This is a genomic window from Hymenobacter pini, from assembly GCF_020421205.1.
Lineage (GTDB): Bacteria > Bacteroidota > Bacteroidia > Cytophagales > Hymenobacteraceae > Hymenobacter > Hymenobacter pini.
Window position 1 is genome coordinate 527,559 of the sequence record NZ_JAIZZH010000001.1, and the last position, 24,972, is coordinate 552,530.

20 protein-coding genes are annotated in these 24,972 nt (G+C 59.0%); 10 read left to right on the forward strand and 10 right to left on the reverse strand.

Annotated elements, in window-relative coordinates; genetic code table 11:
* Positions 1 to 92 precede the first annotated feature (92 nt).
* The 4 genes from LF252_RS02400 to LF252_RS02415 all read right to left on the reverse strand — a co-directional run bounded on the left by LF252_RS02400 (position 93) and on the right by LF252_RS02415 (position 2,781).
* Positions 93 to 419: a HesB/IscA family protein gene (locus LF252_RS02400; RefSeq protein ID WP_226267044.1), complete on the reverse strand. Its 327-nt coding sequence runs from the start codon at positions 417 to 419 to the stop codon at positions 93 to 95.
* Positions 420 to 513: 94 nt separating this feature from the next.
* Positions 514 to 924, reverse strand: a complete 411-nt coding sequence (locus LF252_RS02405; protein WP_226267045.1) for a hypothetical protein — start codon at positions 922 to 924, stop codon at positions 514 to 516.
* Between the two features lie 108 nt (positions 925 to 1,032).
* On the reverse strand, positions 1,033 to 1,449 hold the full coding sequence (gene iscU, locus LF252_RS02410) for a Fe-S cluster assembly scaffold IscU (protein WP_188558280.1): 417 nt from the start codon (positions 1,447 to 1,449) through the stop codon (positions 1,033 to 1,035).
* 117 nt (positions 1,450 to 1,566) lie between these two features.
* Positions 1,567 to 2,781: an IscS subfamily cysteine desulfurase gene (locus LF252_RS02415; protein ID WP_226267046.1), complete on the reverse strand. Its 1,215-nt coding sequence runs from the start codon at positions 2,779 to 2,781 to the stop codon at positions 1,567 to 1,569.
* Between the two features lie 153 nt (positions 2,782 to 2,934).
* Here LF252_RS02415 and mce point away from each other — a divergent pair, with 153 nt between their 5' ends.
* The 4 genes from mce (at position 2,935) to LF252_RS02435 (ending at position 5,919) form a co-directional block, all read left to right on the forward strand.
* Positions 2,935 to 3,342 (forward strand): methylmalonyl-CoA epimerase, encoded by a 408-nt coding sequence (gene mce / locus LF252_RS02420; protein WP_226267047.1) that lies wholly within the window; start codon positions 2,935 to 2,937, stop codon positions 3,340 to 3,342.
* Positions 3,343 to 3,382: 40 nt separating this feature from the next.
* On the forward strand, positions 3,383 to 3,958 hold the full coding sequence (locus LF252_RS02425; protein ID WP_226267048.1) for an L-threonylcarbamoyladenylate synthase: 576 nt from the start codon (positions 3,383 to 3,385) through the stop codon (positions 3,956 to 3,958).
* Between the two features lie 141 nt (positions 3,959 to 4,099).
* Positions 4,100 to 4,381, forward strand: a complete 282-nt coding sequence (locus LF252_RS02430) for a hypothetical protein (protein WP_226267049.1) — start codon at positions 4,100 to 4,102, stop codon at positions 4,379 to 4,381.
* A 119-nt stretch (positions 4,382 to 4,500) separates the two neighbouring features.
* Positions 4,501 to 5,919, forward strand: a complete 1,419-nt coding sequence (locus LF252_RS02435; RefSeq protein ID WP_226267050.1) for a CCA tRNA nucleotidyltransferase — start codon at positions 4,501 to 4,503, stop codon at positions 5,917 to 5,919.
* Positions 5,920 to 6,370: 451 nt separating this feature from the next.
* Here LF252_RS02435 and LF252_RS02440 read toward each other — a convergent pair whose 3' ends face one another.
* Both LF252_RS02440 and LF252_RS02445 read right to left on the reverse strand, forming a co-directional pair.
* A complete protein-coding gene (locus LF252_RS02440; RefSeq protein WP_226267051.1) occupies positions 6,371 to 8,998 on the reverse strand; it encodes a PspC domain-containing protein in 2,628 nt (875 codons plus the stop codon).
* Between the two features lie 51 nt (positions 8,999 to 9,049).
* Positions 9,050 to 9,457: a PadR family transcriptional regulator gene (locus LF252_RS02445; RefSeq protein WP_226267052.1), complete on the reverse strand. Its 408-nt coding sequence runs from the start codon at positions 9,455 to 9,457 to the stop codon at positions 9,050 to 9,052.
* A 268-nt stretch (positions 9,458 to 9,725) separates the two neighbouring features.
* Between LF252_RS02445 and LF252_RS02450 the strand changes: the two genes are divergently transcribed.
* The 3 genes from LF252_RS02450 to LF252_RS02460 all read left to right on the forward strand — a co-directional run bounded on the left by LF252_RS02450 (position 9,726) and on the right by LF252_RS02460 (position 16,540).
* Entirely contained in the window at positions 9,726 to 10,823 is a 1,098-nt protein-coding gene (locus tag LF252_RS02450) for a putative type IX sorting system protein PorV2 (RefSeq protein WP_226267053.1), read from the forward strand.
* 22 nt (positions 10,824 to 10,845) lie between these two features.
* Positions 10,846 to 15,435: a putative type IX secretion system sortase PorU2 gene (gene porU2 / locus LF252_RS02455; protein ID WP_226267057.1), complete on the forward strand. Its 4,590-nt coding sequence runs from the start codon at positions 10,846 to 10,848 to the stop codon at positions 15,433 to 15,435.
* 148 nt (positions 15,436 to 15,583) lie between these two features.
* Positions 15,584 to 16,540: a quinone oxidoreductase family protein gene (locus LF252_RS02460; RefSeq protein WP_226267059.1), complete on the forward strand. Its 957-nt coding sequence runs from the start codon at positions 15,584 to 15,586 to the stop codon at positions 16,538 to 16,540.
* A 197-nt stretch (positions 16,541 to 16,737) separates the two neighbouring features.
* Here the strand turns inward: LF252_RS02460 and LF252_RS02465 are convergent, their stop codons facing one another.
* The 3 genes from LF252_RS02465 to LF252_RS02475 all read right to left on the reverse strand — a co-directional run bounded on the left by LF252_RS02465 (position 16,738) and on the right by LF252_RS02475 (position 19,588).
* Positions 16,738 to 17,223: a dihydrofolate reductase gene (locus LF252_RS02465; RefSeq protein ID WP_226267061.1), complete on the reverse strand. Its 486-nt coding sequence runs from the start codon at positions 17,221 to 17,223 to the stop codon at positions 16,738 to 16,740.
* Between the two features lie 72 nt (positions 17,224 to 17,295).
* Positions 17,296 to 18,246, reverse strand: coding sequence for a methionyl-tRNA formyltransferase (fmt, locus tag LF252_RS02470; RefSeq protein ID WP_226267062.1), 951 nt, complete (start codon positions 18,244 to 18,246; stop codon positions 17,296 to 17,298).
* Positions 18,247 to 18,325: 79 nt separating this feature from the next.
* Entirely contained in the window at positions 18,326 to 19,588 is a 1,263-nt protein-coding gene (locus LF252_RS02475; RefSeq protein WP_226267066.1) for an exo-beta-N-acetylmuramidase NamZ family protein, read from the reverse strand.
* A 51-nt stretch (positions 19,589 to 19,639) separates the two neighbouring features.
* Here LF252_RS02475 and LF252_RS02480 point away from each other — a divergent pair, with 51 nt between their 5' ends.
* Positions 19,640 to 20,854: an ABC transporter permease gene (locus LF252_RS02480; RefSeq protein WP_226267068.1), complete on the forward strand. Its 1,215-nt coding sequence runs from the start codon at positions 19,640 to 19,642 to the stop codon at positions 20,852 to 20,854.
* An 80-nt stretch (positions 20,855 to 20,934) separates the two neighbouring features.
* Here LF252_RS02480 and LF252_RS02485 read toward each other — a convergent pair whose 3' ends face one another.
* Entirely contained in the window at positions 20,935 to 21,654 is a 720-nt protein-coding gene (locus LF252_RS02485) for a peptidoglycan DD-metalloendopeptidase family protein (RefSeq protein ID WP_226267070.1), read from the reverse strand.
* Positions 21,655 to 21,843: 189 nt separating this feature from the next.
* On the opposite strand from LF252_RS02485, the gene LF252_RS02490 reads away from it, so the two are divergent.
* The gene (locus tag LF252_RS02490; RefSeq protein WP_226267071.1) at positions 21,844 to 22,950 is read left to right on the forward strand and encodes a ferredoxin--NADP reductase; all 1,107 of its coding nucleotides are present in this window, start codon (positions 21,844 to 21,846) and stop codon (positions 22,948 to 22,950) included.
* Between the two features lie 257 nt (positions 22,951 to 23,207).
* The gene (locus LF252_RS02495) at positions 23,208 to 24,947 is read left to right on the forward strand and encodes a M3 family oligoendopeptidase (protein WP_226267073.1); all 1,740 of its coding nucleotides are present in this window, start codon (positions 23,208 to 23,210) and stop codon (positions 24,945 to 24,947) included.
* Positions 24,948 to 24,972 lie beyond the last annotated feature (25 nt).

Here is a 24,972-nt window from a genome sequence, read left to right on the forward strand (position 1 = left end):
GTGCAGCCGCTTTTTTGCTCTGAACTCAATAGCCACGAAAAAGGCCACACTTCAAGTGAAGTGTGGCCTTTTTTATAACTCGTGTTCTGAAGTTATACCGAAAAGCTTTCCCCGCAGCCACAGGTGCGGGAAGCGTTTGGGTTGTCGAAGTAGAACCCTTTACCGTTCAGGCCATCCGAAAAGTCCAGTTGAGTACCAGCCAGGTAAAGGAAGCTTTTCATATCCACTACCACCTTAATGCCTTTGTCCTCAAACTCCTGGTCCATGGGTTTCACTTCGTTGTCGAAATCGAGCTTATAGCTTAGGCCCGAGCAGCCGCCGCCGGCCACCGAGGCCCGCAGACGGTACGTGGCGTCCAGCTCCGCATCGTGCATGAGCTTTTCAACTTTCTCCTTGGCTTTATCCGAAACGGTAATCATGGGGCAAAAAGGCTAATTCAGACCAGTGTGATGAGGCCCGAAAGGAAATGTCATCTACAGAACACCAAAGATACGGCGCTTGTTCAGAAACATTCTAAGAACTTGGGTTCAACACCACACTGAATACTGTAATAGTCGTCAGGTCGCGGCCGTAGTAGAGCTTATCCAGCGCCTCGTACACGTTATGAGCCCGGAAATAAGAGGTCTGCAACTCCCTGTCGCCCCGAGTGCGCCACTGAATGGTATAGGAGCTTTCCTCGTCGCGGAAACGCTGCACGTAAGCCAGCATCTTACGAAGCGCATCCAAGCGGTCAGCGCCCGTTTCGTACCGGAACAGAAAGCTCTGGTGGTGGCGCGGGTTTACTGTAATCAGGTCAAGCCGCGTGAGGCCATCCAACTGCCGAAACTCAAACAATAAATTGCCTGCGCCCAGCCCCAGATAGTCTTCTATCTGCCGCTGAATACGGGCGCTTTCAATATGTACGTCGGTAGGGGAGAGGTCCATACTTATAGAAGCTGGAAGTAAGAAGGTAAAAAAAGGAGCTAGAAGCCTGAACGACTATCCACAAGGGAAGGCATTCTAGCTCCTAGCTCCTCTCTTCTACCTACTTGATTAGTGGTGCGACTTGGGCATTTCCAGCTCCGGCAGGCCGTTTTTCACGCGGTAGTCGTTGATAGCCGACTTAATAGCGTCTTCGGCCAGCACCGAGCAGTGAATTTTTACGGGCGGCAGGGCCAACTCCTCCACAATCTCCATGTTGTCGATGGCCAGGGCCTCGTCAACCGTCTTGCCTTTCAGCCACTCCGTGGCCAGCGACGACGACGCAATAGCCGAGCCGCAGCCGAAGGTTTTGAATTTGGCGTCGGTAATGGTGTTGGTGGTTTCGTCTACCTCAATCTGCAGGCGCATTACGTCGCCGCACTCAGGCGCGCCTACCAGGCCGGTACCTACGTTTTTCTTGCTTTTATCCAGCGTGCCCACGTTGCGGGGGTTGCTGTAATGGTCAATTACTTTATCGGAGTAAGCCATGGCTTTTTATGAGTTTCTGGTTGCTAGTTTCTGGTTTCTTGTTTGTCGTTCTGGCTGCTCGTTTTCGTCAGGACAATTTACCCAACCAGAAACTAGCAACCAGAAACAAGAAACGTATTAGTGTTCGGCCCACTCAATGGAGTTGAGGTCAATGCCTTCCTTGAACATCTCCCACAGGGGCGACATTTCGCGCAGCTTCGTAACGGCTTCTTTTACGTGGTTGATGGCGTAATCGATTTGCTCGTCGGTGGTGAAGCGCGAGAGGCCGAAGCGCAGGGAGCTGTGGGCGAGGTCGTCGCTGAGTCCCAGGGCTTTGAGTACGTAGGAGGGTTCCAAAGAGGCCGAGGTACAGGCTGAGCCCGACGATACCGCCAAGTCTTTCACACCCATCATCAGGCCTTCGCCTTCCACATATTTGAAGCTGATGTTGGCTACGTGGGGCAGGCGGTGCTCCACCGAGCCGTTTACATAGCTTTCTTCCAGCGTCAGCAACTCTTTTTCCAGCCGGTCGCGCATTACGCTCAAGCGGGCCGTGTCGGCTGCCATTTCCTGCTTGGCCAGCTCACAGGCTTTGCCCAGGCCCACAATACCGGGCACGTTAAGCGTGCCGGAGCGCATGCCCCGCTCGTGGCCGCCACCGTCCATCTGGGCAGTTACTTTCACGCGGGGGTTCTTGCGACGCACGTACAGGGCACCCACACCTTTGGGGCCGTACATTTTGTGGGCCGAGAAGGCCATCAGGTCAATGCCATCGGCAATAACGTCCACCGGAATCTTGCCTACGGCCTGGGTGCCGTCCGTCATGAACAGCGCGCCGTGTTTGTGGGCAATCTTAGCAATTTCGCGGATGGGCTGGATAGTGCCGGTTTCGTTGTTGCCGTACATGATGGTTACCAGAATGGTTTCTGGGGTCATGGCAGCTTCCAGCTCTTCCAGGCTAATGAGGCCCTTTTCATCTACCGGCAGGTAGGTTACGCGGCCGCCCAGCTTTTCAATGTGCTTACAGGTGTCGAGTACGGCTTTATGCTCGGTGGTGGCGGTAATGATGTGGTTGCCCTTCTGAGCGTACATCTCAAACACGCCTTTGATGCCGAGGTTATCCGACTCCGTAGCACCCGAGGTGAAAATAATTTCCTTGGGGTCACAGTTAATCAGGCCGGCAATCTGCTCGCGGGCGTAATCCACGGCTTCCTCGGCGGCCCAGCCGAAAGGGTGGTTACGCGAAGCGGCATTGCCGAATACCTCGGTCAGGTACGGCATCATAGCCTCCAGAACGCGCGGGTCAAGGGGCGTGGTGGCGTTGTTATCGAGGTAAATAGGTAGCTTGAGCATGGCTCGAGTGTCTGGTTTCAGCGGAGAATCATTCGCAGGTAGAACACAAAAACCGGGTAACAGGTTTTCTTTTCTTCCCACATTTGTAGGTACAAAAGTAGAACAAAACCAAAGAAGCCGCGCTATGGCGGTTTCGTCCTTTTCGACTAATCGATGCTGACCAACCTCGAACATTTGGGCCTTGCCGTTAAAGACCTAGAAGCGGCCACCACTTTGTACACGAAACTGCTGGGGCAGGAACCCTACAAACGGGAGCATGTGGCCTCAGAAGCCGTGGATACGGTGTTTTTTCAGGTCGGCGGCTCCAAAATTGAGTTGCTGGCCGGCACCTCACCCGATAGCGCCATCACGCGCTACCTCGACAAAAAGCCCGAAGGAATTCACCACGTGGCGTTTGAGGTGAATGATATCCGGGCAGAGATGGCGCGGCTGCGGGCCGAGGGTTTCCAGCTGCTCAACGAGGAACCCAAGCGCGGCGCCGACAACAAGCTGGTGTGTTTTGTGCACCCGAAATCGGCCAACGGCGTACTGGTAGAGCTTTGCCAGAGTATTACGGAGTAAACCTAACTCCATTCTATCGTCAGACCACACCCGCTGTGTTATGAAGTTTTTCCGTCAGGAAGTGGAAGCCGCCGTGGATGCGCTGCTGCTGCAACAAGTGATACTGTACCCCACGGATACCGTGTGGGGGCTGGGCTGCGACGCCGAGCTGCCCCGGGCCGTGGAGCAGATCTATAAGCTCAAGGAGCGTCCCGCCGAAAAGGCCTGCATTGTGCTGGTAGCCGATGAGCAGATGTTTGCCCGCTACGCCGAAACCGTACCGCCTAACCTGCCGGAGCTGCTGGCTGCCCAACAGCGGCCTACTACCTACGTGGTGCCCGGCAGCCGGCACTTGGCGCCCAACCTGCTGGCCCCCGATGGTACCGTGGGCCTGCGGATGGTGCGGGAAGAGGAGTTTTGCCACCTCGTTATTCGGCGGCTAGGGCACGGGCTGGTTTCCACCTCGGCTAACCGTAGTGGGGAACCCACACCGGCCATTTTCAGCGAAATTGACCCCCAACTGGTGCGGAAAGTGGACTACGTAGTAAACTGGCGGCAGGATGATGAAACCCGCTCAGCCCCGTCTCGGGTGGTGCGGGTGCTGCCCGATGGTAGCTTGGAAGTGCTGCGGGATTAAGTCCGGAACAATGCGCTAAACCCGACGAAACAGGCTCAACAGTAGGCAGGAACACGGAAAAAGCAGGATGCAGGTGGGTTACCTTTCCGGACGGCCAGTATCAAGCCTGAATCCATTCACCACTTCATTCGACTTTTCGCCATGAAATTCTCGTTCAAATCCCTGCTCGTACTGGCCGCTTTTGCTCCTTTCGCCCTGGCTTCGTGCTCGGAGAAAACTCAGGAAAACGCTGAAGCTACCGCCGAAAGCGCTGCTAACGATGCTGCTGCTAACACCGAGGCTGCCGGCGACGCCGTTGAAAACGCTACCGACAAAGCTGCTGCCGAAGTAAAAGAAGAAACTACCCCCACCGCCGGCGACACGGCTGTTGTAGTGAACAAAACCACTTCGACGGTAGTAGAAGAAACCCCCGTTAAAAAGTAATTCTGCCCAGTAGCAGCATTGCCAAAAGCTTCTCCGGCCCAGTGCCGGAGAAGCTTTTTTGCGTTCTGTACCTAACACGGTGGACTGCGCTGTAGACTGGCGCGTGCTACCTTTGCCCTATGAAACAGCCCCAACTGCCCGACCTCCCGTTGTTCCGTACCATTGCCGATGCCGCTGGCGAGCTGGGCTTCCCGGCCTACGTGATCGGGGGGTACGTGCGGGATTTGGCACTGGGCCGGGAAAGCAAGGATGTGGACGTGGTGTGCGTGGGCGACGGAATTGAGCTGGCCCAGGCCGTAGGCCGCAAGCTGCCCGGCCGGCCCCGCGTAACGGTGTTCAAGAACTTCGGGACGGCCATGCTGCCTACGCCCGAAATTGAGGTGGAGTTTGTAGGGGCCCGCAAGGAAAGCTACCGGGCCGAAAGCCGGAAGCCTGAGGTGGAAGCTGGCACGCTGGAAGATGACCTGGCCCGGCGCGACTTTACCATCAACGCCCTCGGGCTGAGCCTGAACCCCAATACCTACGGCCAACTGGTGGACCGCTACGACGGGATGGGCGACTTGCAGCGCAAAATTATCCGTACGCCGCTGGACCCCGATATTACGTTTTCCGATGACCCGCTGCGGATGCTGCGCGCCATTCGGTTTGCCACCCAGCTGGATTTCGATATCGACCCCGATACGTTTGACGCGCTGGCCCGCAACAAGGAGCGCATCAAGATTATCTCGCAGGAGCGGATTACGACAGAGCTCAACAAGATTATCATGGCCCCGAAGCCCAGCTACGGGTTCAAGCTGCTGTTCAGCTGTGGGCTGCTACAGCTTATCTTCCCCAAAATGGCCCAGCTACAGGGCGTGGAGAAAGTGGGCCAGCACGCGCACAAAGACAACTTCTACCACACCCTGCAGGTGCTAGACAATGTGGTAGCGGCCGGTGGTGACCTGTGGCTGCGCTGGGCGGCCATCCTACACGATATTGCCAAGCCCGCCACCAAACGCTACGACAAGCGCGTGGGCTGGACTTTCCATGGGCACGAAGACAAAGGGGCCCGTTGGGTGCCCGGCATCTTCACTGATTTGAAACTGCCGTTAGGCGAGGAAATGCGCCAGGTGCAGAAACTGGTGCGCCTGCACCTGCGGCCTATTGCCTTGGTGAAGGAAATTGTGACGGACTCAGCGGTGCGCCGCTTGCTGTTTGAGGCCGGCGACGACATTGACCGGCTAATGCTGCTGTGTCGCGCCGACATTACCAGCAAGGACCACCAGCGCGTGGCGCGCTACCTGCGCAACTTTGATGTTGTGGAACAGAAGCTGAAGGAAGTGGAGGAAAAAGACCACTTGCGCAACTTCAAGCCCGTCATCACCGGCGAAATCATCATGGAAACCTTCGGCCTCAAGCCGAGCCGGGAGGTAGGGGAGTTGAAGGAAGCTCTGCTGGAAGCCATCCTGGAAGGCAAAGTCCGTAACGAGTACGAAGAGGCCTTCCCGCTGCTGCTGGAACTGGGCCAGCGCAAAGGGTTGGCGGTAGTGAAAGGATAAAGCAGAAGATTAAAAAAGACCGTCATTCCGAGCGAAGCCGAGGAATCTCGCGTGCTGATGTTGCAGAGTAACCCTGACATCAGCACGCGAGATTCCTCGGCTTCGCTCGGAATGACTGTTTTACAGGAGCCCCTAAAACGCATTGAAGGCAGCACCGGCCTTCCTGTTGCAGCAGGAGGGTAGGCCGGGGCTGCCTTCGGGTCTCACCTTTTCACTCACAAATGGACCCAGTATTGCTGTGGTGTTAGCTCAACGGATAGATGCTGAAAACCGGCGACGGGTTGCCTGAACAAGAACTGTTCCAGCAATATTCGGTTTCCGACATGTAGAACGCATGAACAGTCCAAGGGTTACAGTTGGGGTGAGGTAAGTGGCGGAGTATCAGGATTCAGCTAAGTGCGGCAGCTTTTTGTCCGGCTACTCACGGTAGAGCAGCCGGACTGGCGCTGTATTATTTTTCCAGAGACCGGATAGTTGCGGCCCCGAAAGCCTTGCGGCTTACATTTTCAGGGCGGCCGCTGTACTCAATGAGGCTGGCACCAACGGCGTTGGCTTTTAATTCCTCCGTCACACGCAGGCGAATTTTAGTAGCTCCAACAGCGTCAATTTCGGCTTTACGCACATTGAAGTCAGTGGCGGCTACTTCGCAGGCACCGGCCCCGCTGATGTCCAGACGGTCGGCGTTGCCCTGCAGGGCGGCCTGGCAGCCTCCGGCCAGCTCCAGCTTCAGCTCCTGCAGGTTGCCGCGGAAGCGGAACTGGCTGCCTCCGGCCTGCTGCACGCGCAGGTCGCCGGAGCCGAAGCCACTTACCTCGGCGTGGGTGCCACCTACCAGCTCCAGGTCATTCAGCTCAGGCATCTCAATGATGAGCAGCACGTCATCCGTGTCGCCCCGGTCAGAGTCGAACAGGTCCCGGTCACGGGGGGCAATGGTCAGCTTGTCGCCGTCACGCTCCACTTTCAGGTCACGCAGGGCGCGGCCGGGGCCGGCAGCCCGTATGCTGTAGTCGCCTTGCCGGATAATGGCCCGGTAACCGCCCACAATAGTGAGGTGGTCGAAGTTGGACTCGTTGAAGGTTTGGCGCTCCGAGCCGTAGGCGTTTTCGTCAGCGTTGATGGGCTCGATCCGGTCGAAGCTCAGTTTCACGTCCGAGTCGTTGCGACCTTCCTCGTAGTCGTCGTTGTTGCTGTCGTAGTCCTCCGAGTTTTCGTCGTGGGGCTTGCGCAGGTCGGCTTCCTTGCAGTTTACGCACTCTACTTTGTTACCCTTCATGCGGAACACGAAGTTCTCGGGGTGGTAGGGGGCCTGGTTGTTCACGTAGTCTTCATCATTCAGCCAGTCAGCAAACCGTTCCGACATGCGGAACCGGCGGCCCTGGGGCATGAGCAAGCGCAGGCGCATTTCCTGGTCGCGGAACTTGGCCGTAGGTTGGAAGGCGAAATGGTCGTCGATGCTCAGCGTTGAGTCGTTGAGGATGCGCAGATTGTGCAGCGTAGAGGTAGCGGCATTGCGGCGGGCAATGGAGTCGGAAGACCCTTTGGCTTGGATGATGCGCTCCAGGCGGGGAGCCTGCGCACTGTCGATTCCTACCAGGTCTAGGTCAACCCATTTGCCGTTGTTCAGCTGCCGGCGCTCCAGCACCAGCGTGGGCTTGGTCAGGCCACCCAGTGCAGTGGTTTGGGTAACTTCTTCCTCGCGCTGGAACTCCCGGCCTACCCGGATGCCCGCCACCGTGCTACCTACCACACCCAGCAGCCATAGGCCCAACAGGCTAAGCGAGGCCGTACGGCTCAGGATAGTGCGGCGCAGCAGCAGGCCAACGCCCATCAGGAGCAGGGCCAGAGCCGGAATGGCCGTTACCAGGAAGAACGACAGCACCGCCCACACCGAAATATCATTGAAGATCAGGAAGGGTTGCAGCGGGCCAAAATCCAGGTCGTCGGAGGAGGAAATGATGCCCAGGCCAATTCCCAGACCCATTACCACCGCCAGCAGCAGGCTGAAGCCCGTTAGGGTGAGGATACCGCCGGCTATTACCCGAATGATGGAGCCGATGCCGTTGATAACCGGGCGCACGTTGCTGAAGGAGTCCTCCAGAAAAGTGCCCACAGGGCGGTTGTTTACGGGCGTGCCTTCCGCGCCCGCGGCGTAGGGGTTGTTGCGCAGGTTCTCATCCAGGGCCGAGAGGGTCACGGCGTCGCCGCGCATGCGGAGCTTGTCGGAGGCGGTTTTCGCCTCCGGCAAAAGAATCCACAGCAGTACGTAGAGCCAGAACCCGAGGCTGCCGGCAAACAGCAGGGCGAGGAACGCCACCCGAATCACCACCACATCAACCCGGAAGTAGGCGGCCAGACCGGCCGATACCCCCCCTACCTTGCCATTGTCGGTGTCCCGGTACAGCTTTTTGAATACTGGGTCCTCATCGGAGGGCATGGTACCGTACTTTTTGGGCAGCACAATCCACATAATGATGTAGGAGAGGATGCTGATGCCCGCCAGCCGGCCGGCCAAGTGGTCGAGGGGGCCGTTGTCCGCAATCATGGGAAACAGCACTGCCAGTACCAAAAAGCCCAGGCGCAGCCAGATGGGGTTGATGGCAAAGTAGCGGGCCAGACCGGCAGCTACGCCCGCCACCTTGCGGTTGGCCATGTCCCGGTACAGGCGCTTGGGACCAGCTTCTTCGGCGGCTTCGGTAGCCTCGTTGGCGGTGGTGCGGGCGCGGCTGCTGGAGTAGGTGCTACCGGCGTAGGTGCCCTGGGCCGAGCCTGAGGCTACGGCTTCGGCCAGCAACTCCTCGTCGTCTTCGGCGTCGTCGGCCGACTGGAAGTCGCTCACGCGACCCATTTTGGCTGTCATGGCTTCCACGTCTTCCAGCGTAATGACCTGCTTGAGGCCGGAGAGGCGGGCGGCGAAGAGCTCGGCAATGCGGCTCTCGATGTCGGCCACAATTTCCTCGTGGCCGCGGTAGCCGCTGAAGTGGGCTTTCACTTCCGCCAGGTAGCGGCTAAGCACTTCGTAGCCGTCTTCCTCAATGTGGAAGATCATGCCCTGAAGGTTGATGCTGATGTTCTTTTTCATCTCAGTGCTGCAACTAGTCAAGAATAACTGGTAGTGGGCGGCTGCTTCAGGTTAAAGCAGCGGGTCCGGGGCGGAGGGGGCGTCCGGAGGAGCCACCTCGAGGCCAGCGGGCGAAACCGCATCCGGAGTGCGCGGCTTCTGGCGGATGATGCGGATGGAGTCCTGGACTTCCTCCCAGGTCAGGCGCAACTGGTGCAGAAACTCCTGGCCGTCGGTGGTGAGGGTGTAGTACTTGCGGGGCGGGCCGGAGGTAGACTCCTTCCAGGTGTAGTCCAGCAGACCGGCGTTTTTGAGGCGGGTCAGCAGCGGGTAGAGCGTGCCTTCCACCACAATCATGCGGGCAGAAGTTAGCTCTTCGAGCATGTCGGACGCATACACCTCGCCGCGGGCAATGATTTCCAGAATGCAGAACTCCAGGATGCCCTTCCGCATCTGCACTTGGGTGTTCTCGACTTTCATGGGCTGAGGCAGATATCGGTGAAGAATGAGACAAATATAATAGAAGGTACTATGCAACGCAAGGTACCTGATGAAAAATATTTTGCTGACCGGATATTCGGTTCTAGAAATGTTGGTGGCGGTGCTTATGACAAGCCCGCAAAACGGCCTCTGCAAGTCGCAAACTGCCTTTTTCGGATTACTTGCCGCCGCCTCGCACTATTAATGAGTATCTTGCGTTCCTGCCACGTTCCAACCCTTTTGGCATTACTATCTGATTACACCCTCTATGCTCCACATTTCCCGTCGTACGGCCCTGCTTATGGGCACCCTGCTAAGCGGGCTGGCTGCCGTGCCCGCCCTGGCTCAGGACAAGACGCCCAAATACAGCAACGAATTCCTCAACATTGGGGTAGGGGGCCGGGCCCTCGGGATGGGCAAAGTGCAGGTGAGCCTGGCCGATGATGCCACGGCCGGCTACTGGAACCCCGCCGGGCTGGTGAACCAGAAAACCAAATACGACGGCGCGCTGATGCACTCCGAGCTGTTCTCGGGCATCGTGAAGAACGACTACGCCGGCTTCGGTATGAAGCTCGACGATAAAAGCGCCATTGGCGTGAGCCTGATTCGGCTGGCGGTGGACGACATTGCTGATACCCGCAACCTGGTAAACGAGTACGGCTACATCGACTACAATAACATCCGCTACTTCTCCGTGGGTGATTACGCGCTGCTCCTGTCCTACGCCCGCCAGATAGGGAGTATTGAGGGCTTGCAGGTAGGGGCCAATGCCAAGCTGATTTACCGTAACATCGGCTCCTTCGCCAACGCCATTGGGTTTGGGGTGGACGCCGGCCTGCAGTACCGCCGCAACGACTGGCGCCTGGCCCTGATGGCCCGCGACATCACGACGACGTACAACGCCTGGACCATTCACCCGGAGGAGTTTAAGGGCTCGGCCAATGCGCTGGATGAGCTGCCCAAGAGCAGCACCGAAATAACCCTGCCGCTGTTCGTGCTGGGAGCCAGCCGCCTCTTCAAGCTGCCCGGCGAGTTTACGGCCCAACCGGCCCTGGATGTTGAAATCAGCACCGATGGGCAGCGCAACACGCTGGTGTCGTCGAGTGTCGTGAACCTGGACCCGCGGGCCGGGCTGGAGCTGGGCTATAAGCAGCTGGTATACCTGCGGGGGGGCTTGGGCAACCTGCAGCAGGTGCAGTCGTTCACGGGCAAAGAGCAATGGAAGGCCCAACCCAGCTTGGGTGTAGGCTTGGCGCTGAGCGGCCTGCGCCTGGATATGGCTCTCACACGCCTGGCCGTGGAGAAGCTGGGCCAACGCTCCCAACCTACCTCTATTATCGTGTCGTTAGGCTACGGCATCAAGTAATTACGCCTTCAGGAGAGGATCTATGACACAGGCTTACCAGAAACTATGGCTGCTCGTGCTGCTCGTTGTGCTGAGCATCTCGGCGGCCCGCGCCCAGTCGGGGCCTTATGGCAACGAGTGGATTGTACCCGGCCAGCAGTACTACAAAATCAAAGTGGCCCGCGACGGCCTCTACCGCCTCGACTACCAATATCTGCAGCGGGCCGGCATCAGCGGCGTGAATCCGCAGCGGCTGCAGCTGTGGCGACGGGGCAAGGAAGTCGCCATCCACGTAGGCGGCAACACCACGGCGCTAGACAACAGCACTTTTATTGAGTTCTTCGGCCAGCGCAATGATGCGGCGCTGGACAAGGGAATGTATCTGACTCCTGCCGACCAAGCGCAGCCATATTACAGTCTGTTTACGGATACGGCCTCGTACTTTCTTACTTGGTCGAGTGCGGCAGGTAAGCGGATGGTGCAGAGCAACCCGGCGGCTACCGGTGCGCCGCATACCAGCCGCATCCGCAAGCCGCTGCAGGTACAGTCGTTTCGCTACAACGTTATCAACGACGAAACAAATACCTATCAACCTTGGGCAGAGCGGGGAGAAGGGTTTTTTAGCGACGTGTTTGCTGGTTCCGATGCAAGCTTTCCTATTGATTCTGTGTGGCGCATGACTACAACTGCCCAGTCCATGCGAGCTGATATTCAGGTAGTGGGGGCCACGCAGGGGATGCACAGCACCCAGGTAAGTGTGGCCCTGCCTAGTGGCGGCTCACGAGTGCTGGGTACGCTTAATTTTGCCAATTTCGACTATGCGCGGGGCTCCTATGCATTGTTATCCACTGACCGAGCAGCTAATGGCCGGGTTACTATACTGGTAAAGCAACTGCTGGGCACAACATCCAACCAACGACTCGGGGACCGGGCACGAGTAGCCTACGTACGCGTTACCTATCCGGAAACGATATACTGGCGGCCCCGTCTCACGCAGCAACTGTTCAGTAGCGACTCAACGCTGGCCAGCCCGGCGTACTATCAACTTGATTCCATTCCGGCGACCGTACGGGGCTACGATGTAAGCGACCCGTATGATGTGCAGCGCGTGGAAGGGCGGCCCGGCCAGATAGCTACACAACGCAGTTTCGTGTTCAGCACCGCTAACGGCCGCACCCGCACCCTACTGCTGGCCGATGCCGACCGGGCTCTAGTGCCGGTTGATGCCCGCCGGGTAATATTTCGGCAGGTTTCACCTGCTGCTCACAACTTCATCATTGTAACCAGCCGGGTACTAATGAAGGCGGCAGCCAGCAGTGGGGTAACCACGCCCAACGCTGTGCGGGCCTACTCCGACTATCGGGCATCGGCTTTGGGCGGCAAGTGGGATACGCTGGTTATAACTTCTGAGCAGCTCTACGACCAGTTTCACTATGGGGAAAGGTCCGCGCTGGCCGTGCGACAGTTTGCCCAATGGATGCTGGCTGGTAGCTCACGGCCTAAGTCCTTGTTGCTGCTGGGTAAAGGAATTGGGGTAAGTGAGGCAACGGGTTGCAATAAGGTTGTAGGTGGAGCAGCTTATTACCGGCAATATCCCTTGCTCTATGGTGACTGCTCTGGTGCCAATCCTGTACTGAATCTGGTGCCAGCCAGCACCCGAGGTATATCAGACATCTTCTTCACAGCCAACTGGCAGGCAGGCGACTACCGCCCTCAGATGATTACGGGCCGTATTGCTGCGCAAACGCCTCAGCAAGTGCTGAGTTACCTGAATAAGCTAAAAGAGCACGAAGCGTTAGGCTATGAGCCGTGGCGCAAAAACGTGATTCATATAGTAGGCAGTGATAAAACCAAACCGTGGGAAGATCCATTATTCACAGGTTATCTGAATACGTATGCGCGTTTTGTACAGAGTCCTCCATTTGCTGGGCAGGTAATCAAACTATACCGTAGAGAGACTTTTCCTGGAACATTACCATCAGAAGCACCTTTAAACCTAGCTCCCGACTTTAATGCCGGGGTAGGATTCATTTCCTATTTTGGACATGGTGGACCTAACAATCTGGAATTTACAATCCCGGATATTCGACAGGCCACTACGGGTTTTGTTAACAAGAGCAAATACCCCGTGTGGTATGTAAGTGGCTGTTCAGCTGGCAATTCCTTTACTGCAGCCGGTTCGTTTGGTGGTGAAAATTATCTGCTGGCGGAGGACAAAGGCATCATTGGGTTCTTAGCAGACTCTGATTTGGGGTTTGATCCGGACTTGCACGAGTTACATACGGAGATATCAAAACTGCTTTTTGCTGATAATGACTGGTATGGTAAACCCATTGCGGAGGTGCAGCGCGAAGCAGTGCGGCGGTTAGGGGTGGGGTTATCACCAGTTGATGCTCTGCAAGCTCGTAAAATTGCCAGCCTGATGAACACCATCTGGCAGGGCGACCCGGTGCTGAAGCTGTTCTCGCCGCTTCAGCCAGATTTCCAGACGGCCGATGCCCGCTTGCAGATTTCACCCGCGGTAGTGCCCGCCACGGCTGGTACTCGTTTCGAGTTGAAACTGGGCGTAAGCAACCCAGGCCGCGTTACTACCGGGCCGCTGGCCATTCGGGTAACGCGCACGTTTGGCAGCACCACTCTTACCACCAACTTCACGGTGCCCCAGGCCCGGCAGGATACTACCTACACGCTCAGCCTCACCAACCCCGCTACCGGCAGCGTGGCCGGGGCCAATATCTTCCAGGTAGACCTCGACCCCGATAACCTGATTGCCGAGTCGGATGAAACCAACAACCGCGCAACGCTGAACTACAGCTTCCTGACGGGCGGCGTTACTACGCTCAGTCCGCCGGAGTTTGCCATTGTAGGCAGCCGGGCCGTGCGCCTAGTGGCCCAGAGCAACGTGCCTACCATCACGGCCCGCGACTACGACCTGGAAGCCGATACTGTCCAGACATTCAACAGCCCGGTACTGCAGCGCACCAAGGTAAACGCCGTGATGGTGCCGGAATGGCAGCCCACGCTGCCGACCTCTGTTAGTCAGGATAGCGTGGTGTGGTACTGGCGCGTGCGCCTGAACGCGCCCCAAGGCGACGAAAGTGCCGACTGGGCTACCAGCTCCTTCCGCATCATCAATGGCCGCACCCAGGGCGGCTGGTCGCAGAGCCACCACGGCCAATTCCGCCGCGACGAGCGGACCGGGGCCGAGGTAGCCGTGCCCGGTGGGCAGTGGACGTATAATGCCGGCGCCCAGGAAGCCACCATTACCTCCACGCGCATCGGCCCGGCCCGTCAGTGGGAAACGCTGTACCACACCATCCGCACCAGCTCTACCGGCAGCTACACGTTGCGCCTTCTGGGTATCGACTCCCTAGGAGCTACTACCGTGCTTAACCCGGATGTGGCTAATCGGGCGTTGCCCCTGAATGGCATTTCGGCCAAACAATACCCGTATCTGCAGCTTCAGGCGGTGCTGCGCGAGGCTACGCCGGGTGTTACGCCGCAGTTGGAGCAATGGCTGGTAACCTACCAAGGCGTGCCCGAAGGGGTAGTGCGTCCGTCGGTTACGCCACTCACGGCCGCCGCCCTCACGCAGCAGGCCCAGCAAACCGGCAGCATTACGGTACCGGTAACCTTCCAAAATGTGGCCGATTTCGACTTCACGGCACCGCTGGCAGGTTATATTGTGCTCCGTTCGGGTACGGCCGGGGTGTTGCCCCGGGAGCGGTATTACCCGCTGGCCGGTGCCGCCCTCACGGCTCACTCGCAGCGCACTTATGAAGTGAAGCTGGACGTACGCGGACTGTACGGTACACTCTCAGGCCAAGTGGTGCTAAACCCGCGCCGCCAGCCTGAGCAGTTTTACTTCAACAACGAGCTAAGCCTGCCACCCTTCCAGGTGAGCAACCAGGATACGCCGCCGGTGCTGGATGTGGCTTTCGACGGCCGCCACCTGCTCAACGGTGAAATTGTGTCGCCTCAGCCCATTATCAGCGTGCAGCTGCGAGATTTGGATAAGCTCCGGCCCATTCAAAACCGCTCCAACTTTATCCTGAGCCTGACTCCGCCCAAGAGCACCTCGTCTATTACCGTGGACCTGAACGCGGCCGGTATTGAGTTCGTAGCCGACTCGGCCAAAGGCACGGCCACGCTTACCTACCGCCCCGGCAATACTACGCCGCTCCTGCCAGGTGTGTACACGTTGGAAGTGCAGGGCAAGGATGGCGCGGGCAACCTGGCGGGCTCCGAACCCTACCGCATCACCTTCGAGGTTATTGCGGAGTCCACCATCACCAACGTGTTCCCCTACCCGAACCCCGTTACCAGCAAAACGAAATTCGTGTTTACACTGACTGGCGCCACGCTGCCGCGCAACATGAAAATTCAGATTGTGAGCCTGACGGGCCGGGTGGTAAAGGAAATCATGATGGCCGACCTGGGCCCGCTGCGCATCGGCAACAACATCACCGAATACGCCTGGGATGGCACCGATGATTACGGCGACCGGCTGGCCAACGGCACTTACCTGTACCGGGTGGTGCTCGATGACCCCGACAACCAGTTCAAGCAGCGCGCCACCGGCGGCGACCGGGCCTTCAAGAAGGATTGGGGTAAGCTGGTACTGCTCCGCTAAGCAACGGCAGTATAATTGGAAAGAGGCGGCTCCTTAGGGCCGCCTCTTTTTCTTTGTAGCTGACTGACCTGATAACTACTGATACCTGCTCCAGGTTGAAGTATTCCGACCGGCTATTCAAGCTATTCCCCTCACCAAACACCTACCCATGCACGCGCTGACATTTAGCAGCTTTGGCGGCCCCGACGTACTGAAGTATCAACAACTCCCCACTCCTGAGCTGCTGCCCGGCACGGTGCTGCTACGCACCCGGGCTATCGGCCTTAATTACGCCGATGTGTACCGCCGCCAGGGCAACTACCACTTGGCCGGCGCGCCGCCCTACATAGCCGGCTACGAAGCTGCCGGGGTGGTGGAAGCCGTGGGGCCGGGCGTAACGGATGTGCAGGTAGGGCAGCGGATGGCCTTTGCCGACGTGCCCCACGCCAACGCTGAGCTGGTGCGGATACCCGCCGACCACCTGCTGCCCCTGCCCGACGACGTGAGCTTTGAAGCAGCGGCGGCCCTGCTACTGCAGGGGCTCACGGCTCAGTACCTGACCCACGACAGCTACGCCGTTCGCCCTGGTACCGTGGCCTTGGTGCATGCGGTGGCAGGAGGGGTAGGGCAGCTGCTTACGCAGTATATCAAAGTGCTAGGTGGGCGGGTCATCGGGCTAACTTCCAGTGAAGCCAAGCGCCAGCAGGCCCTTGCAGCCGGAGCCGATACCGTATTGCTGTATGCCGATGACTGGGTGGCTACCGTACAGGCCACTGGGGGCGCACATGTGGTATACGACTCAGTTGGCAGCACCCTGGCCCAAAGCTTCGAGGCGGTGCGGGCCACTGGTACAGTGGTATTTTTCGGAATGGCCGGCGGCGACCCGGCCCCCGTGGACCCGCGCATGCTGATGGATGCTTCCAAAACCCTTACCGGCGGCGACCTGTGGAGCTACCTGACCTCGCGGGAGGAACGGGTGCGCCGGGCCTCGGCCCTGTTTGAATTGGTGCGCCAGGGCAAACTCACCGCCAATATCACAGCTACCTTCCCCCTAGCCGAAGGAGCCGCTGCTCACCGCCTCCTGGAAAGCCGCCAAAGCACCGGCAAGGTGCTGCTACTACCGTAGGTGAGTGCGTGACCGTCATTGCGAGGCGCAGCCGAAGCAAGCCTTCCTTTTCGAAGCACGAACCCTTGATTTACTCAAAAGCCCCTGACGTCTGCACAAACGCCAGGGGCTTTTCGTTAGGTCAGCGCTAAGCACGCTGAAAAGGATTGCTTCGGCTGCGCCTCGCAATGACGGTCACGCACTCACTCACTCACTGCTTACCGCCGCCGGAGTGTAACGAAGCTAAAGGCGTAAGCGTGTTTTTCGTCGGGTTCGTGCCGTTCCCGGGTTTCTTCGCGCCACTCGGCGGGAGACAAATCTGGAAAAGTTACGTCGCCCTCGAAGGCATGGTGCACTTCGGTTAGGTACACCACATCGGCTGCGGGTAGGGCCTGGCGGTAAATTTCGCCACCCCCGATTACGAGCACCTGCTCATCGGAGGTATGGGCTAGTTCCAGGGCCTGAGGTACCGAGGCTGCCGTTTCGCAGCCTTCGGCCTGCCAATCTGCCTGGCGGGTAACTACAATGTTGCGGCGGTTAGGCAGCGGCCGGCCAATGCTTTCGTAGGTCTTGCGACCCATAACAATTGGGTGGCCCTGCGTGAGCTGCTTAAAGTGCTTCAGATCCAGCGGCAAATGCCAGAGCAGACGGTTTTCGCCCCCGATAACGCCGTTATCGGCCACGGCTACAACGAGTGCGGTCATGCGGTGTGATGGTAAAGTAGGAAATAGCATGCTTCGCTCTGCATGACGTTCTGTAGTGGGTTGCTCTGCTGGTTACAACAGCTTCGCGTCAAAACCGCGCAGGAAATCGGCGACGGGCATGCGCTTCTTGCCTTCCAGCTGCACGTCGAGCAGGTCGAGCAGGCCGTTGCCGGTTTGGATGCGCAGGTAAGTACGGCCATCGGTGAACCAGCGGCCCGCGCCGCCTTGGTCGGGGCCGCTGGCTTCCTCGTCATCGAGGGGCTGGGCTTTGAAGATTTTGAGCGTGCGGCCGTCGGGCAGTTGGGTGAAGGCCGTGGGGATAGGGGAGAGGCCCCGTACCCGGTTAGCCAGCGCCGGCGCCGACTCGGTGAAATTAAGCCGTCCGGTTTCTTTCGTGAGCTTGGGGGCGGGCCGTAGCTCCGGCAGGTTCTGCTGCGGCACGCTGGGGGCCGTGCCGGCCGCAATGGCCTGCACCGAGCGCAGGGCCAGGGCCGCGCCGGCCGCTTTCAGCTTCTCGTACAACGAGCCGAAATCATCCTCCGGGGCAATGTCCACGGCATCCTGGTAAATGAGGTTGCCGGTGTCAATTTCATGCTGCAGGAAGAAGCTGGTTACGCCCGTCTGGGTGTCGCCGCGGATGAGGGCCCAGTTGATGGGCGCCGCCCCGCGGTACTGGGGCAGCAGCGAGGCATGGATGTTGATGGAGCCCAGCCGTGGCATGTTCCACACCGCCTCGGGCAGCATCCGGAAGGCCACCACCACCTGCAAATCGGCCGCATAGCCTTTCAGCTCCGCCTGAAACTCCGGCGACTTCAGGTTAGTGGGTTGCAGCACGGGCAGACCGTGGGCTTCGGCGGCTTGCTTCACAGCCGAGCCCTGCAGCTGCCGGCCCCGGCCCGCGGGCTTATCGGGGGCCGTGAGTACGGCTACCACCTGGCAGCCTTCCCAGCCCAGCAGGGCTTCCAGCGTGGGCACCGCAAACTCGGGGGTACCCATAAAAATGATGCGAAGCGGTGACGTCATCTTGATATGAAATATCCCACCAAGCGCACCACCCCAGCAAAATACTGCGGTGTGTGCTTAGCAGGACAGTTGAATGGAATTACTTGAAATCGGGGTACAGCAGGTACTTCTTGCGCATGGCCTTGTACGCCGTCAGCCCCGGCTCCCAGCCCTGGCGGATTTCGGCCTCCGACTTGCCGGCCATGATTTGCTGGCGCACGGTGGCGTTGCCCATCAGCCGGTCGAAGCCCTGGTCGGAGAGGAAGAATTTCTCCTTGTTGGTGCTTTGCTGGTAATAATCCAGCAGGTAGCGCAGGGTGAAGCCGATGTCGCCCACCTGCCGCAAATCCTGGCCGTAGCAGAGCTTGCCGTTCTGGGGCGGGGAGGTAGAGCCGGGGTTGGGGCTGGGCGTAAAGCTATAGGGCCGGCTGCTGGGCTGGGTGGGCGCGCCAATCACCTCAAACGGCAAGGCAGTGCCCCGGCCTACACTTACATCGGTACCTTCAAACAAGCACAGGCTGGGGTAGAGTGCCACCGAGTGCGGGGTGGGCAGGTTAGGAGAGGGACGCACCGGCAGCTCGTAGCGGGTGCTGTGGGTGTAGCCGGCCACTGGAATGACCGTGAGCTTGCACTGCTTGCCGCCGGCCAGCCATTTCTCGCCGTTAATCATGCGGGCCAGCTCGCCCACCGTGAGGCCGTGCACCACCGGAATGGGGTGCATCCCCACGAAGGTTTTAAAGGCCGGCTCCAGCACCGGCCCGTCCACGTACCAGCCGTTGGGGTTGGGACGGTCCAGTACAATTACCTCCTTGTTCTGCTCGGCGGCGGCTTCCATCACGTAGTGCATGGTGCTGATGAACGTGTAGAAGCGGGCCCCCACGTCCTGAATATCGAACACCAGTACGTCGATATCCTTGAGCATTTCGGGCGTCGGTTTTTTGGTGGCGCCGTATAAGCTCAGCGCGGGCAGGCCGCTACGGGCATCCTTGCCATCCTTGATGGTGGCTCCGTCGGCCGCTTCGCCCCGAAACCCGTGTTCCGGCCCGAAAATCACCTTTACTCCCACGCCTTTGGCCAGCAGCGTATCTACCAGAAACGACGAACCCACCCGGGCCGTCTGGTTTACCACCACCGCCACCCGCTTGCCCTTCAGCAGCGGCAGATATTTATCGAACTGGTCCGCGCCCATTTGGAGGGGGCTGGCGGCCGGCAGCAGCACCTGCGGTGGCGAGGCTACCGTTTGGCGCAACGGCGCATCCGCAGGCGTGGAAGCAGCAGTTGTGGCGGTCGATTGGGGCGGCCGGGCGCAGTCGGTGAGGAGCAAGGACAGGCTGAGCAGGCCCGTGGGCAGGAAGGAGTACATAGGCGGGCAGGAAGGATGGGAAACTACCGGGATTCATCTAGCTTTACGCCAGTGAACGTCTCGCAGTACATATCTAACAAGATTGACGGGGCCGATGCCGGGTCATTTACCTCGTCGGTGACAAAGATAGCCATCATCAGCATTGCCATGGGGCTGGCGGTGATGGTGGTATCGTTTGCCATTCTGGAGGGGTTTCGCAACGAAATCCAGAACAAGATCTTCTCGTTCGGCTCGCATTTGCAGATCAGCAAGTACGATACCAACAACTCGCTGGAGGTAGAGCCCATTGCCGGCCCGCGGCTGGTACAGGAGCTGCGCCGCAACCCGCAGGTGGTGTCCATGCAGCCCTTCGCACGTAAAACGGCCATCATTAAAACCAAGGATGAGGTACTGGGCGTGGTGCTGAAAGGCATTGACGAGAAGGCCAGCAAGTCGCCGATGCGGCAGAACTTGGTGGCCGGTAAGTTCATCACCTTCACCGATACGGCCGCCAGCAACGAGGTATTGCTTTCCCGCAAAGTGGCCGACAAGCTGCGCCTCAAGCCCGGCGACAAAGCCCTGTTCTACTTCATTCAGAACCCGCCCCGGGTGCGGCAGTTTACCATCAGCGGCATCTACCAAACCGGCCTCGATGAGTTCGACGAAGCCTACGTTATCGGGGATATTGGCCAGGTACGGCAGCTCAACGCCTGGCCCGATTCTCTGGTGGGCGGCATGGAAGTAACGCTGAAGGATTTCAACCGCCTTGACCCCGTAGCCGACAACATTTACGAAAACCTGCGCTACGACCTGAAGCTGGACAAGATTACCGACCAATACGCCCAGCTATTCGACTGGCTGCAGCTGCTGAATCGGAACGTGGTCATCTTCCTGATTCTGATCATCTTCGTGGCCACGTTTAACATGGTGGCTACTATCTTCATCATGATACTGGAACGCACCAACATGATTGGGGTGCTCAAGGCCATCGGGGCCACCGACAACCAGATTCGGAGCATGTTCTTCTTCCGGGGGCTAAGCCTCACGCTGCGGGGCATGCTCTACGGCAACCTTATCGGGCTGGGCTTCTGCGCCATCCAGTACTTCTTTCACCCCATTCCCCTTGACCCTGAGAACTATTACATGGACCGGGTGCCGATTCACTGGGACCCTTTCATCATCGTGGTGCTCAACGCGGCTACCTTCCTCACCTCCCTGCTGGCCGTGCTCATCCCTACCTACCTGATTGCGCGCATCAAGCCGGTGGTGGCCATCAAGTTCGATTAACGTAGTGGTAAACTGCATTTCAAGTAAAAAGGCCCGCCATTACTAACGGTGGGCCTTTTTACTTGAAAAGACAGTGTAGCCTACACCAGCCACTTGCTCTGCAGAATTAGGTTCGGGTCGGGGCAGAGAGCGGCCCACTTTTCCCGCTCTGCTACTAGGCCTACGCCGGGAAAGTCGCCGGAACGACCTTCAAGGTCAGCCATAACCTGGAAGTGCAGATGGGGCGGCCAGTCGCCGTTTTCGGGGGCAGGGCCTACTTCGGTGAACGTGTCGCCTGTTTCAATGTGCATGCCGGGGCGCAGCAGCAGTGTTTCGCGGCGGCTGAGGTGGCCGTAGAGGGTGTAGAACGTGGTATCCTCGAGCTGGTGCTGCAGGATAACGGTGGGGCCATAGTCGCCGAAGTTGTCGTTGTCCTGCACGCTGTGCACCACGGCCGGCAGCGGAGCCAGCACGGGCGTACCGGCCCGCAGCCACACATCCACGCCCAGGTGGAGGGAGCGGGCCGGCACGGCGGGGTTGCCGAACAAGCCGGGGCTGCGGCGGTAAATTATTCGGTTTTCCAAATAGCCCCCTACGCCGATATGCGCGTTCTGGGCTTCCAGCAGCCGGGCTACTAACTCCTCAAAAGCGGGCGTGTCGCGCAGGTCGGCATCCTGCAGCAACGGGTTGGCGGCGGTGAAATCAAGGCGGGCCACATCCGGGGCGCTTAGGTCAACGGGCAGTACCGGACCAAACTCATGCTGATGGCGCTCCAGCAGGGCGGAGAGAGATGAGGAAGGATGGGAGTGGATGGAAGACATGTTAATGGCAGAAGCGGAGGAACGGAAATGGCTGGCTATACAGGAAGCGAAGGATGATCTGCGGGTTCAGGGGAGCAAAGCAACGGAATCCCAAAAAACTGTACCACCGGCAAGCTACGTGCTACGCTACATAATCCTGTATTTTTGCGGCCTGATTCGCTTTTGCTCCGATTTCAATTCTCTCCCGATATGAGTAGCCCTTACCTGACGCTGAACGTAGTTGACCTGACCCAGGAAACCTCCGACGCGGTAACCATTCACTTCGAGCGGCCCGACCGGCAGTCCATTGCCAGCCAGCCCGGCCAGTTTCTGACCCTGATTCTGCCCTGCGGCCCCGGTGGCAAAAAGGAGCGTCGGGCCTATTCGCTCAGTAGTACCCCCGCCGAAGCCCCGCGCCTGGCCGTTACGGTGAAGCGCGTGCAGGGCGGCCTGGTGAGCAACTACCTGCTCGACACGGTGCGCGTGGGCCAGCAGCTGGAGGTAATGGCTCCGCTGGGCAACTTCACGCTCACGCCCCAGCCCGGCGCTGCCCGCTCCATCGTGCTGGTGGGGGCCGGCTCGGGTATCACCCCGCTGATGAGCATGCTGAAGGCGGTGCTGCGCGAGGAGCCGCAGAGCCAGGTGCTGCTGGTGTACGGCAACCGCAACGAGGACTCGGTGATTTTTGCCCGGCAGCTGCAGCAGCTGGAGCAGCAGTACACCGGCCGTCTGCAGGTGGAGCACGTGTTCAGCCAGCCGCTGCGCTCCTCCGCCGAGCACAAGCACACCGGCCGCCTCAACCGCACCACCCTGCTGCGCATTCTGGAGCAGCGCGGGGTGCCGGCGACCCAGGCCGAGTACTACCTCTGCGGCCCCGATGGCATGATGACCGAAGCCCAGGCCGCCCTGGAGCTGCTGGCCGTGCCTGCCAGCCGCATCCGCCGCGAGAGTTTCGTGGCCGCCGCCGACTCGGCTGAAACGGCTGCCGCCCAGCCCAACGGCCACGGCGACGTATCGGCCGCTGACGACGACGGCACCATTAAGACCCGCACCGTTACCATTCAGTATGAAGGCGCCGAGTACCAGTTTGCCGTGGAGCCCAGCCAGACCATTCTGGAAGCTGCCCTCGACCAGGATATCGACCTGCCCTACAGCTGCCAAGCTGGCTTGTGCACGGCTTGCCGCGGCAAGTGCCTCAGCGGCAAAGTGCACCTCGATGAGCGGGAGGGTTTGTCGGATGCCGAAATGAAGCAGGGCTACGTGCTGGTATGCGTAAGCCACCCGCTCACCAGCGACGTGGTAATCGAAATTGACTAGGCAAATCCGAGTATTTCGGTTGTCGGCTTAATCCGAAAGACCGTTGGACTGTTATAGTTCGACGGTCTTTTCCGTTCTTACACCCCTAGTGCTGAGCTTACGGCAGCGTTGGCATTCTGGCAGACCACTTGCCATTGCAGCTGACATGATGTGAACCAGCACAACTTTTGCCTTTTGCTCAACCCCTGTCCACCAATTGGGGTATTACCCCTTTGGGACTTTCACTCGTCCGATTTACCTGATTTCCTTTTCCGCTCATGACCTATTCCGCTCCTGCTGCCGATGTAGCCACGGACACGCAACGGCCGCCCCGGCACCTGCTCCCCGAATCCTTCACCGTTACCGATTGGGCTGCCATTGAGCCGTACTTCGTGGAGCTGCGCGACCGGGCCATCAACTCGGCGGCTGAACTGGAACGCTGGCTGCTGGACCGCTCGGAGCTGGAAGCCGTGCTGAGTGAGGATTTGGCCTGGCGCTACATCCGTATGACCTGCGACACCCAAGACCAGGGCCGCAGCGAAGCCTTCCAATACTTTGTAAGCGAGATTGAGCCCAACGTAGCTCCCTACGACCACGCCCTCAACGAGAAGATGATAGGTTCGGAGTTTCTGTCCGGCTTGGACCCCGCCCGTTACCGCGTGTTCATCCGCTCGGTAAAGCAGGCGCTGGATATCTACCGGGCCGAGAATATTCCGCTTAAAACCGAAATCAGCACCCAGCAGCAGCAATACGCGGCCATTGCCGGGGCCATGACGGTCACGCTGGATGGGGAGGAAATGACGCTGCCTCGCGCTGCCGACCGCCTCAAGAACCCCGACCGCACCCTACGCGAAACGGCCTGGCGGGCCATTCAGGAGCGCCGCCTGCAGGATGCCAAGCCCTTGGATGAGCTATTTACCAGCCTCATTGCCCTGCGCCACCAGGTAGCTGTGAATGCCGGCTTCGCCAACTTCCGCGACTATATGTTTGCCGCCCTGGGCCGCTTCGACTACACGCCCCAGGATACGATGAATTTCCACCAGGCCATCCGCGAAACCGTGGTGCCCCTCATCGACGACCTGGACTTGGAGCGGCGGCAGGATTTGGGCCTGGCCGAGCTGCGCCCCTGGGACCTGGACGTAGACCCCTCCGGTGAGGCACCGCTACGGCCTTTTGAAACTGGCGAGGAACTACTGGAAAAAACCATCACCGTTTTCGACCGCCTCGACCCCTTCCTGGGCCAGTGCCTGCGCACCATGCGCCAGATGGGCAACCTCGACCTGGAAAGCCGCAAAGGCAAAGCTCCCGGCGGCTACAATTACCCGCTAGATGAAACCGGCGTGCCGTTCATTTTCATGAATGCCACCAGCTCCCTGCGCGACGTGGTAACGATGCTGCACGAGGGCGGCCACGCCGTGCACAGCTTTTTGACGCGCCGCCTGCCCCTCGGTGCCGATAAGCACCCGCCATCTGAAGTAGCCGAGCTGGCCTCCATGAGTATGGAACTCATCAGCATGGACCACTGGGACGTGTTCTTTACGGACCCCGCCGAGTTACGCCGCGCCAAGAAAACCCACCTCGAAAGCGTACTGGAAACCTTCCCCTGGGTAGCCACCATTGATAAGTTTCAGCACTGGGTGTATGAAAACCCCACCCACACTGAGGCCGAGCGCCACCAGCGTTGGGTGCAGCTATTTGATGAGTTCAACCAGCGCACCGTGAGTTGGAAGGGTCTGGAACACATCAAGCCATACTTGTGGCAAAAGCAGCTTCACCTCTACGAAGTGCCCTTCTATTACATTGAGTACGCCATGGCGCAGTTGGGCGCTATTGCCGTGTGGCGCAATTTCCGCCGCAACCCCCAAGAGGCTCTGCAAGGCTACCAGCGCGCCCTCGCCCTGGGCTACACTGCCCCCATCGGCGAGATTTACGCCGCGGCCAACATCCGCTTCGATTTCAGCACCGAATACCTGCGCACCCTAGCCGATTTCGTGCGCGACGAAATGGCGAAGCTTTAAGCTACATACTGAGCCCAAAAGCAAA

Coding starts and splice junctions, on each gene's coding strand:
- LF252_RS02490 (WP_226267071.1), top strand. CDS start 21,844: ATGAGTAGCCCTTACCTGACGCTGAACGTAGTTGACCTGACCCAGGAA.
- LF252_RS02485 (WP_226267070.1), bottom strand. CDS start 21,654: ATGTCTTCCATCCACTCCCATCCTTCCTCATCTCTCTCCGCCCTGCTG.
- LF252_RS02445 (WP_226267052.1), bottom strand. CDS start 9,457: ATGAAAGTCGAGAACACCCAAGTGCAGATGCGGAAGGGCATCCTGGAG.
- porU2 (WP_226267057.1), top strand. CDS start 10,846: ATGACACAGGCTTACCAGAAACTATGGCTGCTCGTGCTGCTCGTTGTG.
- LF252_RS02460 (WP_226267059.1), top strand. CDS start 15,584: ATGCACGCGCTGACATTTAGCAGCTTTGGCGGCCCCGACGTACTGAAG.
- LF252_RS02440 (WP_226267051.1), bottom strand. CDS start 8,998: ATGAAAAAGAACATCAGCATCAACCTTCAGGGCATGATCTTCCACATT.
- mce (WP_226267047.1), top strand. CDS start 2,935: ATGCTGACCAACCTCGAACATTTGGGCCTTGCCGTTAAAGACCTAGAA.
- LF252_RS02415 (WP_226267046.1), bottom strand. CDS start 2,781: ATGCTCAAGCTACCTATTTACCTCGATAACAACGCCACCACGCCCCTT.
- LF252_RS02475 (WP_226267066.1), bottom strand. CDS start 19,588: ATGTACTCCTTCCTGCCCACGGGCCTGCTCAGCCTGTCCTTGCTCCTC.
- LF252_RS02465 (WP_226267061.1), bottom strand. CDS start 17,223: ATGACCGCACTCGTTGTAGCCGTGGCCGATAACGGCGTTATCGGGGGC.
- LF252_RS02450 (WP_226267053.1), top strand. CDS start 9,726: ATGCTCCACATTTCCCGTCGTACGGCCCTGCTTATGGGCACCCTGCTA.
- iscU (WP_188558280.1), bottom strand. CDS start 1,449: ATGGCTTACTCCGATAAAGTAATTGACCATTACAGCAACCCCCGCAAC.
- LF252_RS02405 (WP_226267045.1), bottom strand. CDS start 924: ATGGACCTCTCCCCTACCGACGTACATATTGAAAGCGCCCGTATTCAG.
- LF252_RS02400 (WP_226267044.1), bottom strand. CDS start 419: ATGATTACCGTTTCGGATAAAGCCAAGGAGAAAGTTGAAAAGCTCATG.
- LF252_RS02495 (WP_226267073.1), top strand. CDS start 23,208: ATGACCTATTCCGCTCCTGCTGCCGATGTAGCCACGGACACGCAACGG.
- LF252_RS02435 (WP_226267050.1), top strand. CDS start 4,501: ATGAAACAGCCCCAACTGCCCGACCTCCCGTTGTTCCGTACCATTGCC.
- LF252_RS02430 (WP_226267049.1), top strand. CDS start 4,100: ATGAAATTCTCGTTCAAATCCCTGCTCGTACTGGCCGCTTTTGCTCCT.
- LF252_RS02425 (WP_226267048.1), top strand. CDS start 3,383: ATGAAGTTTTTCCGTCAGGAAGTGGAAGCCGCCGTGGATGCGCTGCTG.
- fmt (WP_226267062.1), bottom strand. CDS start 18,246: ATGACGTCACCGCTTCGCATCATTTTTATGGGTACCCCCGAGTTTGCG.